Genomic DNA, 14,605 nt, shown 5'->3' with positions numbered 1-14,605 from the left:
TACCAACCGGACACGCCAGCATGCGCATTCTGTTCATTACCGATCCGCTCGAGACCTTCAAGACCTACAAGGACTCCACCTACGCGATGATGGTCGAGGCCGCCTCGCGCGGCCACGAGCTGTTCTTCTGCCTGCAGTCGCAGCTGTCGCTGGTCGGCGGCGCGGTCGAGGCGGTCGCGCAGCGGCTGCATCTGCTCGATGCCGGCGAGGATCAGGACCACGGCCATGGCCACGCCGCCTGGTTTCGCCTCGATGCGCCGGCCGCGATGCCGGTGCCGGCCTTCGACGCGGTGCTGATGCGCAAGGACCCGCCGTTCGACATGGAATACGTGACCAGCACCTGGCTGCTGGAGCTGGCCGAGTCGCAGGGCGCCAACGTCTTCAACAAGCCGCAGGCGATCCGCGACCATTCCGAGAAGGTTGCGATCGCGCAGTTTCCGCAGTTCATCACGCCGACGCTGGTCACGCGCGACGCGGCCCGCATCCGCGCCTTCCACGCCGAGCACCGCGACATCATCGTCAAGCCGCTGGACGGCATGGGCGGCATGGGCGTGTTCCGCGTCGGCGCCGATGGCATGAACCTGGGCGCGATCATCGAAACGCTCGGTGCCAACGGCGTGCGCACGCTGATGGCGCAGCGCTATATCCCAGAGATCAAGGACGGCGACAAGCGCATCCTGCTGATCGGCGGCGAGCCGGTGCCGTACTCGCTGGCGCGTGTGCCGATGGCCGGCGAGGTACGCGGCAATCTGGCGGCGGGCGGCACCGGCCGCGCGCAGCCGCTGTCGGAGCGCGACCGCGAGATCGCGCAGACGCTGGCGCCGGTGCTGTGGCAGCGCGGCCTGCTGCTGGTCGGACTCGACGCGATCGGCGACTACCTGACCGAGGTCAACGTGACCAGCCCGACCTGCTTCCAGGAGATCATGCAGCAGACCGGTTTCCCGGTGGCCGGCATGTTCATCGACGCGCTGGAACGGGCGGTCGCGCACCGCGCGGCCGCGAAGGGTGGCTGACGGCGGCTGAGCGCGAGCGCCGGAGCGCCGCTGCGCGCGACGGCGCCGTTACCCCGCCTGCTACAATCGCGGCAATCCACAGGATTCACCATCATGGCAGGCATTCTGATCATCGCGCACGCGCCGCTCGCTTCGGCGCTGCGGGACTGCGCCGCGCATGTCTATTGCGGCGAGCCCAAGCGGGTCGAGGCGATCGACGTCGCTCCGGATGCGGAGCCGGCGGCCGTGCTGGCCGAGGCGCGCCGCTGCCTGGCCGCGGTGATCGAAGACAATGGGGCGCTGGTGCTGACCGACATCTTCGGCGCCACCCCCGCCAATATCGCCGCCCGTCTCGCCGAGCCGGGCCGGATCAAGGTGCTCGCCGGCGTCAATCTGCCGATGCTCGTGCGGGCGATCTGCTACCGCTCCGAAAAGCTGGACCAGCTCGCCACCAAGGCGCTCGCCGGCGGCTCGCAGGGCGTGCTGCAGATCGGCTCGACCACCGTACAGAACCAGATCGCCAACCACCCCGACAAGTATGCTGCAGAGGGACGTCACCATCATCAATAAGCTCGGGCTGCATGCCCGCGCCTCCGCCAAGCTCACGCAACTGGCGGGCAGTTTTGTCAGTCAGGTCAGGATGTCGCGCAACGGGCGCCAGGTCGACGCCAAGAGCATCATGGGTGTGATGATGCTGGCCGCGGGCATCGGCTCGACGGTCACCATCGAAACCGAGGGACCCGACGAGCAGGAGGCGATGGACGCGCTGACCGCGCTGATCGCCAACCGCTTCGGCGAGGGAGAGTGAGGGCGCAGGCCCTGTCCGGATTTCATCAACGTTCCTGAACGGAGCGGTTCATGCCATTCGCCCTGCACGGCATCCCAGTCTCGCGCGGCGTTGCGATCGGGCGCGCCCACCTGCTGGCGCCGGCCGCGCTCGACGTGTCCCATTACCTGGTCGACGAAGACCGGCTCGAGGACGAGGTGCTGCGGCTGCGCAACGCGCGGACCGCGGTGCGGGCCGAACTGGCGGCGCTCAAGCGCGACCTGCCGCGCGATGCGCCGGAGGAGATGGGCGCCTTCCTCGACGTGCACGCGATGATCCTCGACGACGAGATGCTGTCGCGCGAAGCCGAGAGGCTGATCCGCGAGCGCCGCTACAACGCCGAATGGGCGCTGACGACGCGGCTCGAGGATCTGATGCGCCAGTTCGACGAGATCGAGGACGAATACCTGCGCGAGCGCAAGGCCGATATCGAGCAGGTGGTCGAGCGGATCCTGAAGGTGCTGGCCGGCGCGCCGGTGCTGACGCCGGCGCCGGTGCCCGCGGTCGCGGCCGATGGCCAGCCGGCGCCCGGGGTGGTCGTGGTCGCCCACGACATCTCGCCGGCCGACATGCTGCAGTTCCGCCATACCGTGTTCCACGGCTTCGTCACCGACCTGGGCGGGCGCACCTCGCATACCGCGATCGTCGCGCGCAGCCTCGACATCCCGGCCGCGGTCGGCGTGCAGAACGCCAGCGAGCTGATCCGCCAGGACGACTGGATCATCATCGACGGCGATGCGGGGCTGGTGATCGTCGATCCCACGCCGATCATCCTCGAGGAATACCGCCACCGGCAGAGCGAACGGGCGCTGGAGAACAAGCGGCTGCAGCGGCTGCGGCATACGCCCGCGGTGACGCTGGACGGCATCGAGATCGATCTGGAGGCCAATATCGAGATGGCCGAGGACGCCTCCGCCGCGCTGGCGGCCGGCGCGGTCGGCGTCGGCCTGTTCCGCTCCGAGTTCCTGTTCATGAACCGGCGCGGCGAACTGCCCGGCGAGGACGAACAGTTCGAGGCCTACCGCGCCGCGGTCGAGGCGATGCGCGGGCTGCCGGTCACCATCCGCACGATCGACATCGGCGCCGACAAGCCGCTGCTCGATTTTCGCGACGGGCGCGACGGCCGCGCCGAGGAATACGAGACGGCGCTGAACCCCGCGCTGGGCTTGCGCGCGATCCGCTGGTCGCTGTCGGAGCCGGCGATGTTCCTGACGCAGCTGCGCGCGCTGCTGCGCGCGTCGGCCTTCGGGCCGGTGCGGCTGCTGTTCCCGATGCTGGCGCATGCCCGCGAGATCGACCAGACGCTGGAGCTGGTGGCGCGCGCCAAGCATGAGCTGGATCAGCGCGGGGTCGCCTACGACCCGTACCTGAAGGTCGGCGCGATGATCGAGATCCCGGCCGCAGTGCTGCTGCTGCCGCTGTTCCTGCGGCGCATGGACTTCCTGTCGATCGGCACCAACGACCTGATCCAGTACACGCTGGCGATCGATCGTGCCGACAACGCCGTCGCGCATCTGTACGACCCGCTGCACCCGGCCGTGCTGCAGCTGATCGCGCGCACGATCCGCGATGCCAACCACGCTGGCGTGCCGGTCGCCGTCTGCGGCGAGATGGCCGGCGACCCCGCGATGACGCGGCTGCTGCTCGGCATGGGCCTGCGCGAGTTCTCGATGCATCCGGCCCAGCTGCTGCGCGTCAAGCAGGAGATCCTGCATGCCGACTGCGGGCGGCTCGAAGGGCTGGTCGAGCAGGTGCTGTGCGCCTACGAGCCGGAAGAGGCCGCGGCGGCGCTGGCGCGACTGTCACAACCCTGAAACCCTCGGGGTTATAGCGGCCAGCTCAACGCCCGTGAAGTGCTGCCTGTACCGCTTGCCGGGCGCCTACGTGACGTTCCAAGCCCTTGATTTGTAAGTAAAGTGATGCAGATTCCCTGGCGTGTTTCTGTTTCTTAATGGGAATTGTTATCATTCTTTATCTCTGTTATGCTGCCTTCAACAGTCAGGACATGCCGGTGTCCGCGCTGCCCCAAGGAGGCTTTGTGTACGTCTGCATCTGCAACCAGGTAACCGATCGCGAGATTCATGGCGCCGTCCAGCTGGGCGTGTCCACGCTCGACGAGCTGGCCGAAACGCTCGGCGTCGGCACTTGCTGCGGCCGCTGCCGCGATTGCGCGCAGCAGGTTCTCGCCGAAGGCGTTGCAGCATCCTGCCACAGTGCCTCCGCCACCGTGACGGCCCAGACCGTTCACGTCGTCCAGTTTTCCTCCTGTTCCTCGTCGGTACCGCGTGCCATAATGGACACACGGGACCCGGCAGTCGCGAACGACCAGCAAACCGAGCTGGTTGCCTGAACACGCTTGCCGATCGCAGAGCGGCGATCGGCGCGTGTCTTCGTCGTTTTCCTCTGACTGCACGCGGCGCAACCAGCGCCGCGTCGTGTTTTTGCGGGCCCGTAGCAACAGGAGCCCCCGATGAAAGGTGACAAGAAGGTCATCCAGTATCTGAATGCGCAGCTCACCAACGAGCTGACCGCGGTCAACCAGTATTTCCTGCACGCCCGTATGTATCGCCACTGGGGCCTGAAGAAGCTCGGCGACGTGGAGTACAAGGAATCGATCGGCGAGATGAAGCATGCCGACCGGCTGATCGACCGCATTCTGATGCTCGATGGACTGCCCAACCTGCAGGACCTGCACAAGCTGCTGATCGGCGAAGACACACCCGAGATGCTCAAGTGCGACCTGAAGCTGGAGCAGACCGCTCACGTGACGGTCAAGGAAGGCATCGCCTACTGCGAATCGGTCGGCGACTATGTCAGCCGCGAGATTCTGGTCGACATCCTGACCGATACCGAAGAGCACATCGAGTATCTGGAAACGCAGCTGGACCTGATCGACAAGGTCGGCCTGCAGAACTATCTGCAATCGCAGATGGAGCCGGGCGAGCAGTAAAGCCCGGCCGCGGCAGGACCCGCAAGGCCCCGTAACACCAGTTCCAGGGCCAGGCGGTCGTCAGCGGCGCCTCATCGAGCCGCCCGCCGCCGCGCGCTTCGCAGCTTGAATCCCTCTCATTCCCATTCGGTTTCTCATCTCGGTTCCATTCGCCGGTCCCGATCCCCCTCTCCCGCGCTGCCGCCCCCTCCGCGGTCCGATTTTTCCAGCGAGGACACTCCCATGCCGGAACCCATTCGATTGACGCAATACAGCCACGGCGCTGGCTGTGGCTGCAAGATTTCGCCGCAGGTGCTCGACGTGATCCTGGCCGGCAGCGGGCCGCAGCATCTGGACCCGCGCCTGTGGGTCGGCAACGCCTCGCGCGACGACGCCGCGGTCTATGCGATCGACGGCAGCGACGACGGCCGCGCCGTGGTGTCGACCACGGACTTCTTCATGCCGGTGGTCGACGATCCCTTCGATTTCGGCCGCATCGCGGCCACCAATGCCATCAGTGACGTCTACGCGATGGGCGGCGACCCGCTGCTGGCCATCGCGATCCTCGGCTGGCCCGTCAACGTGCTGCCGCCCGAGGTCGCGCGCGAAGTGGTCGCCGGCGGTCGCCGTGCCTGCGACGAGGCGGGCATCGCGCTGGCCGGCGGACATTCGATCGATGCGCCCGAGCCGATCTTCGGCCTGGCGGTGACCGGCATCGTCGAGCGCGCGCATCTGAAGCGCAACGACACCGCACGCGCCGGTTGCCGGCTGTACCTGACCAAGCCGCTCGGCATCGGCGTGCTGACCACCGCCGGCAAGCAGGGCAAGTTGCGCGACGAACATAGCCGCCTGGCGACCGAGTGGATGTGCCGCCTGAATCGTCCCGGCAGCCGCTTCGGCCGGCTGGAGGCGGTGCGGGCGATGACCGATGTGACCGGCTTCGGCCTGCTCGGCCATCTGATCGAAATGGCCGAGGGCAGCGGCCTGAGCGCCCGGCTGGACCGCGCCGCGGTGCCGCTGCTGCCCGGCGTGCGCGAGTACGTCGCCGCCGGCTGCGTGCCGGGCGGCACCCAGCGCAACTTCGCCAGCTACGGACATCGGATCGGCTGTGCCCACGGTGAACTGGATGCCGAATGGCGCGCGGTGCTGTGCGATCCGCAGACCAGCGGGGGGCTGCTGGTCGCGGTCGAGCCCGCTGGCGAGCAGGAATTCCTGGCGGTGGCAGCCGAATGCGGCCTCGCGCTCGAATGCATCGGCGAGATGACCGAGCGCGCCGCCCACGCCGCCCACACCGATCACGCGGTGGTGGTGCGCTGATGGACCGCATGCCCGCGCCATCGGCGGCGGCCTCGGCAAGGCCGGACAGCGCCGACTATCGGGCGCTGCTGCTGTCCGGCGTGCCGATGCTGGACGTGCGCGCGCCGGCCGAGTTTGCGCGCGGCGCTTTTCCGGGCGCGGTCAATCTGCCGCTGATGGACGACGACGAGCGCCACCGGGTCGGCTGCCGCTACAAGGAGGAAGGACAACAGGCGGCGATCGCGCTCGGCCATGCGCTGGTCAGCGGCGAGCGCAAGGCAATGAGGGTGGCCGCCTGGGCCGAGTTCGCGCGCCGCCATCCGCAAGGCTATCTGTACTGCTTCCGCGGCGGCCTGCGCTCGCAGATCTCGCAGCAGTGGCTGCGCGAGGCCGGCATCGACTATCCGCGCGTCATCGGCGGCTACAAGGCGATGCGGACCTTCCTGATCGAAACGCTGGACGCGGCCGTCGGCGAATGCGACTGGCTGGTGCTCGGCGGCCTGACCGGGAGCGGCAAGACCGCGCTGCTGGCCGAGCTCGACAGCGGCATCGATCTCGAGGCCCACGCCGCGCATCGGGGCTCCAGCTTCGGCCGGCGCGCGCGTCCGCAACCGACACAGATCGACTTCGAGAACGGGCTGGCCATCGACCTGTTGCGGCGGCGCGCGGCCGGCGCCGGCACGCTGGTGGTCGAGGACGAGGGCCGTTTCATCGGCAGCCGGGACGTGCCGCCGCGTCTGTATGCCCGCATGCAGGCCAGTCCGCTGGTCTGGATCGACGAACCGTTCGAGGCGCGCGTGGAACGCGTGCTGCAGGACTATGTGGTCGATCTGGCCGCGGAATACGTCGCCGCGCATGGGCCGGACAAGGGCTTCGCCGCCTTCTCGGAACGGATGCGCGACGCGCTGGCCGGCATCGCGCGCCGGCTCGGCGGCCAGCGCTACGAGCGCGTGGCCGCGCTGCTCGCGCACGCGCTGCAACGCCAGGCGCACAGCGGCGAGGTCGACGAGCATCGCGTCTGGATCGCGGTGCTGCTGCGCCATTATTACGATCCGATGTACGACTACCAGCGCGAGGCGAGGGAGAGCCGCATCGTGTTTCGCGGCGATCGCACAGCGGTACGTGAATATCTGCGGGAGCGAACGGCGCCTGCTTCCCCTCTCCCGCTTGCGGGAGAGGGGGAGGGGAGAGGGAAAGGCTCTCGCTGAGCCGACGCGGTCAGTCGTGACGACCGCTCTTGCCCTCTCCCCCCGCCCCTTTCCCGCAAGCGGGAGAGGGGAGCAACACCATGGCTTCAATGCCCGCCGCAAACCTCGCAGTCGGGCGTGCGCGCCAGCGCCATCGTCGTCCATTCCATGCGGAACGCATCGACCATCAGCAGCCGTCCGGCCAGCGTGTTGCCCACGCCGGCGATCAGCTTCAGGGCCTCGGCCGCCTGCACGGTACCGACCATGCCGACCAGGGGCGCGAACACGCCCATGGTTGCGCAGGCGGCCTCCGGCGCGTTCTCCGACGGCGGGAACAGGCAGGCGTAGCACGGCGCATCGTCGCGCCGGCGATCGAATACGCTGATCTGACCATCGAAGCGCAGCGCGGCCCCCGAGACCAGCGGCACGCGATGCGCGACGCAGGCGCGGTTGACCGCATGGCGCGTGGCGAAGTTGTCGCAGCAGTCCAGCACCACGTCGGCGTCGCGCACCAGCACATCCAGTTCGCTGTCGCCGACGCGCGCCGGCACCAGCCGCACGTCGATCTCGGGATTGATCCGCAGCATGCCCTCGCGCGCCGACTCGACCTTGGGCCGGCCGACGTTGGCGGTGGTGTGCAGGATCTGGCGTTGCAGATTGGTCAGGTCGACATCGTCGTTGTCGACCACGACGATGGTGCCGACCCCGGCCGAGGCCAGGTAGGGCAGCGCGGCGGCGCCCAGGCCGCCGGCGCCGATCACCAGCGCGCGGCCGGCCAGCAGCCGGCTCTGGCCTTCGATGCCCAGCTCATCGAGCAGGATGTGCCGCGAGTAGCGCAGCAGTTGGTCGTCGTTCATCGGGCGGGCGGCGGGACCGGGGTCCCGCCGCGATGCTTCCGTCTAGGCGTTCAAGCTTCGTTCAGAGCCCCGTTCAGGGCGCCTTGCCGGTCGGCGTGCCGAGCGGCTTGCCCATCGGCGCGCTCGCGGGCGGCTTGCTGTCGGGCTTGCCTTCCGGCGCGGCGGGCTTGGCGTCCGGCGCAGGCGCCCGCTTGGACGGATCGGCCTTGACCGGGCCCTTCGGCACCTTGCTGTCGGACACCGGCGTCGCCTCGAGCTTGGAGCGCGAGCGCTTGATCGGCTCGCCCTTGAGCTGGTGGATCGCCTGCTGCAGCATGAAGTCGTCGTTGGTGCCGAACTCGATCGGCTTCTTGCGCCGTTCCTTCTCGCGCTCCTCCGGCGACTTCTTCGCGTTCTCTTCCTCGAGCCGGCGCAGTTCCTCGACACGGCGCTGTTCGCGCTCGGTCATCTCGGCTTCCTCGGATTCCTGCTTGTTGTGCAGATGGCGCTCGGTATCGATTTCGCGCGTGATCAGCGCGTCGTCCGGATCGCCTTCCGGGTTCTGGTCGACCGGGATGTCAGGACGGATGCCCTTGGCCTGGATCGACTTGCCCGACGGCGTGTAGTAGTACGCGATCGTCAGCTTGATGCCGGTGTCGTTCGTCAACGGCCGCACGGTCTGCACCGAGCCCTTGCCGAACGTGGTCTTGCCCATGATCACCGCGCGCTTGTGGTCCTGCAGCGCGCCGGCGACGATCTCCGAGGCCGACGCCGAATAGGCGTTGGTCAGCACCACCATCGGGATCTTCTTGAACAGCGGCGGCAGATCCTTCAGCGGATCGTCCTCGACCGACGACAGCCGGTAATTGTTGAAGTTGGTCTTGTAGACCCGCTTGGCGTCGGGCACCTGGCCATTGGTCGAGACCACGGTCACGTCCTCTGGCAGGAAGGCCGCCGACACGCCGACCGCGCCCTGCAGCACGCCGCCGCCGTTGTTGCGCAGGTCCAGCACCAGGCCCTTCATGTTCGGATTCTTCTGCGCCAGCTCGGCCAGGCGCCGGCCCAGATCGGCCACGGTGCGCTCCTGGAAGCTGGTCAGGCGGACCCAGCCGATGGCCGGATCGACCATCTTGGCCTTGACCGACTGCACGCGGATCTCGGCGCGCGTGATCGACACCGGGAAGGTGCGCTCCTCGCTCTTGCGGTAGATCGTCAGCGTGACCTTGGTGCCGGGCTCGCCGCGCATGCGCTTGACCGCCTGTTCGAGCGGCAGGCCGCGCACCGGCTTGTCGTCGATGCGGGTGATCAGGTCGCCGGGCTGGATGCCGGCGCGGAAGGCGGGCGTGTCCTCGATCGGGTTGATGACCTTGACCAGGCCCTCTTCCTGCGAGATCTCGATGCCCAGGCCGGCAAAACGGCCGCGCGTGCCTTCCTGCAGTTCCTTGAAATCCTTGGCGTCCAGATACGACGAATGCGGGTCGAGGCTGGCCACCATGCCCTTGATGGCTTCGGTCAGCAGCTTCTTGTCGTCGACCGGCTCGACGTACTCGCGCTTGATCTGCCCGAATATGTCCGCCATCAGCCGCAACTGCTCCAGGGGCAGCGGCCCCGAGGAGTTCTGCGCGGTCGCGGACAGTTGCAGCGTGGCGAGCACGCCGGCAACGAGTCCCGCGGAGACAAGGCTGATGTTCTTGAGCGTCTTACGCATGTGGGCTGCCTGAACGTTGAATGGCGCCGGGCAGGGCGCCGTGGATTGCGCCGGTTGCGGCGTGGCGCAAGGGGCGCTGCCGGTCCGGTCTGACCGACAGTATAAGAGCGGGCGGAAAAAAAGGCCGCGCCGCGATGCGGCGCGGGCCTTGATGCGCCAAGGCCGGCGCGTCCGGCTCAGCGCGCCTTGCCCTGGCTGGCGACAGCGGCCAGCGAGGCGGCGATCGCTTCCTGGTCGCCCAGGTAGTAATGCCGGATCGGCCGCAGCTCGGCGTCGAGTTCGTACACGAGCGGCGTGCCGTTCGGGATATTGAGGCCCACGATATCGTCATCGGAAATCTGGTCGAGGTACTTCACCAGCGCGCGGATGCTGTTGCCATGGGCCGCGATGACCACGCGCTTTCCGGCTTTGATGTCCGGGGCGATCGATTCGTTCCAGAGCGGCAGCACGCGGGCCACCGTGTCCTTCAGGCATTCGGTCAGCGGAATCAGTTCGCGCGGCACGCCGGCATAGCGCGGGTCGTCGTACGAGGCGCGCGGGTCGGTCGGCTCCAGCGCGGGCGGCGGCGTGTCGTAGCTGCGGCGCCAGACCAGCACCTGTTCGTCGCCGAACCTGGCGGCGGTCTCGGCCTTGTTCAGGCCCGCCAGCGCGCCGTAGTGGCGCTCGTTCAGGCGCCATTCGTTGCGCACCGGGATCCACATCAGGTCCATCTCGTCCTGCACATGCCACAGCGTGCGGATTGCGCGCTTGAGCACCGAGGTATAGGCGACGTCGAAGGCGAAGCCCGCGTCCTTCAGCAGTTGGCCGGCCTGGCGGGCCTGCTGCGCGCCGGTCTCGGTCAGGTCCACGTCGACCCAGCCGGTGAAGCGGTTTTCCAGATTCCAGGTCGATTCGCCGTGGCGGATGAGAACGAGTTTGTACATGCTGCTTCCAAAGAGTGAGAATGCTGCGCGCGCCGCTCGCGAGCCACTTGCCGGCCGCGGGAAGCGGCCCCGTCGACATGGGCCTGGGCGCGAAACCGGCTATTTTATAATGCCGCCGACACAACCCACCGGAAACCCAACGTGAATTTCTTCGCCGACTACAACAACCTTGCCCTGATCGCCCTCGCGGTGGTGTCGGGCGGCCTGCTGGCCTGGCCGACCATTTCGCGCGGCGCGGGCGGCAAGACGGTCAATGCGACCACGGCGACGCAGCTGATCAACAAGCGCGGCGCCGTCGTCGTCGATATCCGCGAACCGGCCGAATACGCCAAGGGCCACCTGCCGCAGGCCAGGAGCGCGCCGCTGGCCGAACTGGCCAATCGCGCGGCCAGCCTTGCGAAGGACAAGTCCGCCCCCATCATCGTCGTATGCCAGACCGGCCAGCGTTCGTCCAAGGCGCACGCGGCGCTCAAGCAGGCCGGCTTCGGCGAGGTCTATTCGCTTGAAGGTGGTGTGGCCGCCTGGCAGCAGGCCGGTCTGCCGCTGGTCAAGTAAGGCTGCCGCAGCCCGATGCCTCGCCCGGGCGGGCCGTCAGCAGGCCCGCCCCGACGCTGGTAAAGTCCAGAAGTCGACCGGCCGCCGCAGCGATTGCCGCGGCGGGTCCGGTCTGAACCGCAAGATGCAAGGAGATAAGCGCATGGCCCGCGTCGTCATGTACAGCACGATGGTGTGTCCGTATTGCCAGATGGCCGAGCGCCTGCTGCGCTCGAAGGGGGTCGAGACGATCGAGAAGATCATGATCGACCGCGAGCCCGGCAAGCGCGAGGAAATGATGAGCCGCACCGGTCGCCGCACCGTGCCGCAGATCTATATCGACGACCGTCACGTCGGGGGCTTCGACGATCTGTCCGCGCTCGATCGCCAAGGGGGCCTGGCACCGCTGCTGGCTGCCTGATTCCCGCCCCGTGCGCGGATGAATTCGTCATCCGCGTCATGTACCATATGCGTTTTCCAACCGGACCATGCGGTTGGCCGCCGCCCGGCGCGCGGCCGCCCGCAGCCCGTCCCCTTCCCGCCACGTTTCATTCCCGCCATTCGGGCACCCATCCATGAGCGACCAGCAAACCAATCAGCCGCAGGACGATCAACCGTACTTCAATATCCAGCGCGTCTACCTGAAGGACATGTCGCTGGAGCAGCCGAATTCGCCGCAGATCTTCCTCGAGACCGAAGCGCCTTCCGTGGAAGTGCAGGTCAATGTGGGCGCCTCGCAGCTGACGGACGGCATCTTCGAGGTCGTCGTGACCGGCACGGTCACCACCAAGGTCCAGGACAAGGTCGCCTTCCTGGTCGAGGCTCATCAAGCCGGCATCTTCGATATCCGCAACGTGCCGGACGAACAGCTCGATCCGCTGCTGGGCATCGCCTGCCCGACGATCCTGTATCCGTACCTGCGCAGCAATATCGCCGACGTGATCACGCGCGCGGGCTTCCAGGCCATCCATCTGTCCGAGATCAACTTCCAGGCACTGTACGAGCAGCGTCTGCAGGCGGCGATGGAACAGGCACAGGCCGAGGGCGGCGGCTCCGGCATCGTGATGCCTGATGGCACGCAGGCACGTCACTGATCGTCGCCATATCCGCAGGCGGAACGGGGCTGCGGCCCCGTTCCGCCTTTTTGCGTCTATAGCTTCAAAAGCGTCAATAGCTTCAAAGTCAATGGCGCCAACGGCTGCGCCGGCCCGGATCGCTGCGATCGCCGTCATCGTCGGGCGTGCAGCGGCCTGATCCATCGTCCAACGCCATTGAGCTACGCCATTGACCCTACGCCATTGACCAACGCCTCGACCACGCATCGATCATGAACCTCGCCTTTCTCGGAGCCGGCGCCTGGGGCACCGCGCTGGCCAGCCATGCCGCCGCCGCGCACCAGGTCGTGCTGTGGGGCCGGGACGCCGGGCAGCTCGCCGCGATGGCGGCCTCCGGCGTCAATGCGGACTATCTGCCTGGCGTGCCGCTGTCCGAGCGGCTCGGCTTCGAAGCCGATTTCGCCCGCGCCGCCGCGCACGCGCTATGCGCGCCTGACGGGCTGGTGATCGTCGCCACGCCGGTGTCGGGCCTGCGGGAGATGACGCGGCGCCTGGCCACCGAGGCGGCCACGCATGGCGTGCCGCTGCGGATGCTGTGGCTGTGCAAGGGCTTCGAGGCCGGCACCCATGCAATGCCGCACCAGATGGTGGCCGAGGAACTGGCGGCCGCCGGCGCGTCGGTGCCGGTCGAGTACGGCGTGCTGACCGGGCCGAGCTTCGCGCGCGAGGTCGCGCTGGGACTGCCGTGCGCGCTGACCGTCGCGGGCAATGCGCCGGCCATCGCCGAACTGTCGCAGCGCGCCTTCCATCATCGTGCGATGCGAATCTACGGCAGCGACGATCTGGTCGGCGTCGAGGTCGGCGGCGCGGTCAAGAACGTGCTGGCGATCGCCACCGGTGCCAGCGATGGGCTGGGTCTCGGCCTCAATGCCCGCGCCGCGCTGGTCACCCGGGGCCTGGCCGAGATGACGCGGCTGGGTCTGGCGCTGGGCGGGCGCGCCGAGACCTTCATGGGCCTGGCCGGGATGGGCGACCTGATCCTGACCGCGACCGGCGATCTGTCGCGCAACCGCAAGGTCGGCCAACAGCTGGCCGGCGGCAGGACGCTGGAACAGGTGCTCGCCGACCTGGGCCATGTCGCCGAAGGCGTGCGCTGCGCGCAGGCGGTGGCGGCGCTGGCGGACCAGCACGGCGTCGAGATGCCGATCACGCGGGCCGTCTGCGCGGTGTTGTTCGAAGGCTTGGCGGTGGCCGACGCGGTCGCGCAGCTGCTGCAACGCGACGCGCGCGACGAATGACGGCGGCGGATCGCATCAAGCGGCGGCGCCGCTGGCTCGGCGCACTGGCGGCCTGCGGCGGTGCGCTGGCGCTGCCGCGCTCGCTGCTGGCGGCCGACAAGGACTGGCCCGCGCGGCCGATCCGCATGGTGGTGCCGTTCCCGCCAGGGTCGTCTCCGGACCTGATCGCGCGACTGGTATCCGAACCGCTGGCGCAGGCGCTGGGCCAGCCGGTGATCATCGAGAATCGCCCGGGCGCCGGCGGCAATATCGGCACCGGACAGGTCGCCCGCGCCGCGCCGGACGGCTATACGCTGCTGTTCACGATCAACGGTCCGCTGGTCACGGCGCCGACACTGTCGCGCCATCTGCCCTACGATCCGGTGCGCCAGCTGGCGCCGGTGACGCTGGTGGCGACCTCGCCCAATGTGCTGGTGGTCGACCCGCGCACCGGCGTGCGCGATCTGCGCGAATTCGTCGCGCTGGCACGTGCCAGACCCGGTGCGCTGAACTACGGCTCGGTCGGCAACGGCAGCGCCGCGCATCTGGCGATGGAGCAGTTGAAGGCGCGCGCCGGCATCTCGCTCGAACATATCCCGTATCCCGGCTTCCCGCAGATCGCGGCGGCGATGATCGCCGGACAGATCCAGGCCGCGTTCATGGTGCCGGCGATCGCGATGCCGCAGGTCAATGCGGGCCGGCTGCGCGTGCTCGCGGTGACGACCAGCGGCCGCACCAGCCTGTTGCCGTCGGTGCCGACCGTGGCCGAGTCCGGCTATCCGGGCTTCGAGGCGATCTCGTGGCAGGCGGTGCTGGCGCCGGCCGGCACGCCGGCGCCGATCGTCGACCGGCTCTATCGCGAGCTGGTCAAGATCATCGGCAGCGACGCCGTGCGCGCGCAGATGCGGGCGCAGTACTTCATGCCTGCCGGCACCGCGCCGGCCTCGCTGCGCCAGACCATGGCCAGCGAGAAGGCGCGCTGGGACCAGGTGATTCGCGCGGCCGGCGTGCAGCCGGAATAGCCCTCCAGGAAAGCGCCGGC

16 protein-coding genes are annotated in these 14,605 nt (G+C 68.4%); 13 read left to right on the top strand and 3 right to left on the bottom strand.

Annotated elements, in window-relative coordinates; translation table 11 throughout:
• Nucleotides 1-20: 20 nt before the first annotated feature.
• The 8 genes from gshB to mnmH all read left to right on the top strand — a co-directional run bounded on the left by gshB (nt 21) and on the right by mnmH (nt 7,251).
• On the top strand, nt 21-1,013 hold the full coding sequence (gene gshB, locus M1D55_RS23195) for a glutathione synthase (protein WP_232207235.1): 993 nt from the start codon (nt 21-23) through the stop codon (nt 1,011-1,013).
• A gap of 93 nt (nt 1,014-1,106) precedes the next feature.
• Entirely contained in the window at nt 1,107-1,562 is a 456-nt protein-coding gene (locus tag M1D55_RS23190) for a PTS sugar transporter subunit IIA (protein ID WP_006579199.1), read from the top strand.
• Nucleotides 1,531-1,800, top strand: coding sequence for an HPr family phosphocarrier protein (locus M1D55_RS23185; RefSeq protein ID WP_006579200.1), 270 nt, complete (start codon nt 1,531-1,533; stop codon nt 1,798-1,800). The genes M1D55_RS23190 and M1D55_RS23185 overlap by 32 nt, the downstream gene beginning before the upstream one ends.
• A gap of 50 nt (nt 1,801-1,850) precedes the next feature.
• Complete coding sequence (gene ptsP / locus M1D55_RS23180) at nt 1,851-3,632, top strand: phosphoenolpyruvate--protein phosphotransferase (RefSeq protein ID WP_006579201.1); 1,782 nt, start codon at nt 1,851-1,853, stop codon at nt 3,630-3,632.
• A gap of 224 nt (nt 3,633-3,856) precedes the next feature.
• Nucleotides 3,857-4,168 carry a (2Fe-2S)-binding protein gene (locus tag M1D55_RS23175; RefSeq protein WP_064573664.1) on the top strand — a complete coding sequence of 104 codons (312 nt, stop codon included), beginning with the start codon at nt 3,857-3,859 and terminating at the stop codon, nt 4,166-4,168.
• Nucleotides 4,169-4,288: 120 nt separating this feature from the next.
• The gene (bfr, locus tag M1D55_RS23170) at nt 4,289-4,768 is read left to right on the top strand and encodes a bacterioferritin (RefSeq protein WP_006579203.1); all 480 of its coding nucleotides are present in this window, start codon (nt 4,289-4,291) and stop codon (nt 4,766-4,768) included.
• Between the two features lie 222 nt (nt 4,769-4,990).
• On the top strand, nt 4,991-6,064 hold the full coding sequence (gene selD, locus M1D55_RS23165) for a selenide, water dikinase SelD (RefSeq protein WP_456281934.1): 1,074 nt from the start codon (nt 4,991-4,993) through the stop codon (nt 6,062-6,064).
• On the top strand, nt 6,064-7,251 hold the full coding sequence (gene mnmH / locus M1D55_RS23160) for a tRNA 2-selenouridine(34) synthase MnmH (RefSeq protein WP_456281933.1): 1,188 nt from the start codon (nt 6,064-6,066) through the stop codon (nt 7,249-7,251). Before selD ends, mnmH begins: the two co-directional genes overlap by 1 nt.
• 86 nt (nt 7,252-7,337) lie before the next feature.
• On the opposite strand, the gene M1D55_RS23155 is transcribed toward mnmH, so the two are convergent.
• From M1D55_RS23155 to gpmA, 3 genes are all read right to left on the bottom strand, one after another.
• Nucleotides 7,338-8,087 carry a HesA/MoeB/ThiF family protein gene (locus M1D55_RS23155; RefSeq protein ID WP_006579206.1) on the bottom strand — a complete coding sequence of 250 codons (750 nt, stop codon included), beginning with the start codon at nt 8,085-8,087 and terminating at the stop codon, nt 7,338-7,340.
• Between the two features lie 73 nt (nt 8,088-8,160).
• Nucleotides 8,161-9,774, bottom strand: a complete 1,614-nt coding sequence (locus tag M1D55_RS23150; protein WP_064572476.1) for a S41 family peptidase — start codon at nt 9,772-9,774, stop codon at nt 8,161-8,163.
• A 176-nt stretch (nt 9,775-9,950) separates the two neighbouring features.
• A complete protein-coding gene (gpmA, locus tag M1D55_RS23145; protein ID WP_006579208.1) occupies nt 9,951-10,697 on the bottom strand; it encodes a 2,3-diphosphoglycerate-dependent phosphoglycerate mutase in 747 nt (248 codons plus the stop codon).
• A gap of 141 nt (nt 10,698-10,838) precedes the next feature.
• Between gpmA and M1D55_RS23140 the strand changes: the two genes are divergently transcribed.
• The 5 genes from M1D55_RS23140 to M1D55_RS23120 all read left to right on the top strand — a co-directional run bounded on the left by M1D55_RS23140 (nt 10,839) and on the right by M1D55_RS23120 (nt 14,585).
• Nucleotides 10,839-11,252, top strand: a complete 414-nt coding sequence (locus tag M1D55_RS23140) for a rhodanese-like domain-containing protein (protein ID WP_006579209.1) — start codon at nt 10,839-10,841, stop codon at nt 11,250-11,252.
• Between the two features lie 142 nt (nt 11,253-11,394).
• Nucleotides 11,395-11,652, top strand: coding sequence for a glutaredoxin 3 (gene grxC, locus M1D55_RS23135; protein WP_006579210.1), 258 nt, complete (start codon nt 11,395-11,397; stop codon nt 11,650-11,652).
• Between the two features lie 154 nt (nt 11,653-11,806).
• Entirely contained in the window at nt 11,807-12,325 is a 519-nt protein-coding gene (secB, locus tag M1D55_RS23130) for a protein-export chaperone SecB (protein WP_456281932.1), read from the top strand.
• A gap of 233 nt (nt 12,326-12,558) precedes the next feature.
• Nucleotides 12,559-13,584 carry an NAD(P)H-dependent glycerol-3-phosphate dehydrogenase gene (locus tag M1D55_RS23125; RefSeq protein ID WP_006579212.1) on the top strand — a complete coding sequence of 342 codons (1,026 nt, stop codon included), beginning with the start codon at nt 12,559-12,561 and terminating at the stop codon, nt 13,582-13,584.
• Nucleotides 13,581-14,585 carry a Bug family tripartite tricarboxylate transporter substrate binding protein gene (locus tag M1D55_RS23120; protein WP_456281931.1) on the top strand — a complete coding sequence of 335 codons (1,005 nt, stop codon included), beginning with the start codon at nt 13,581-13,583 and terminating at the stop codon, nt 14,583-14,585. The genes M1D55_RS23125 and M1D55_RS23120 overlap by 4 nt, the downstream gene beginning before the upstream one ends.
• Nucleotides 14,586-14,605 lie beyond the last annotated feature (20 nt).

The organism is Cupriavidus sp. JZ107 (assembly GCF_053903255.1).
The sequence above is the reverse complement of the archived record's forward strand: the minus strand, read 5'-3'. Positions and strand labels throughout refer to the sequence as shown.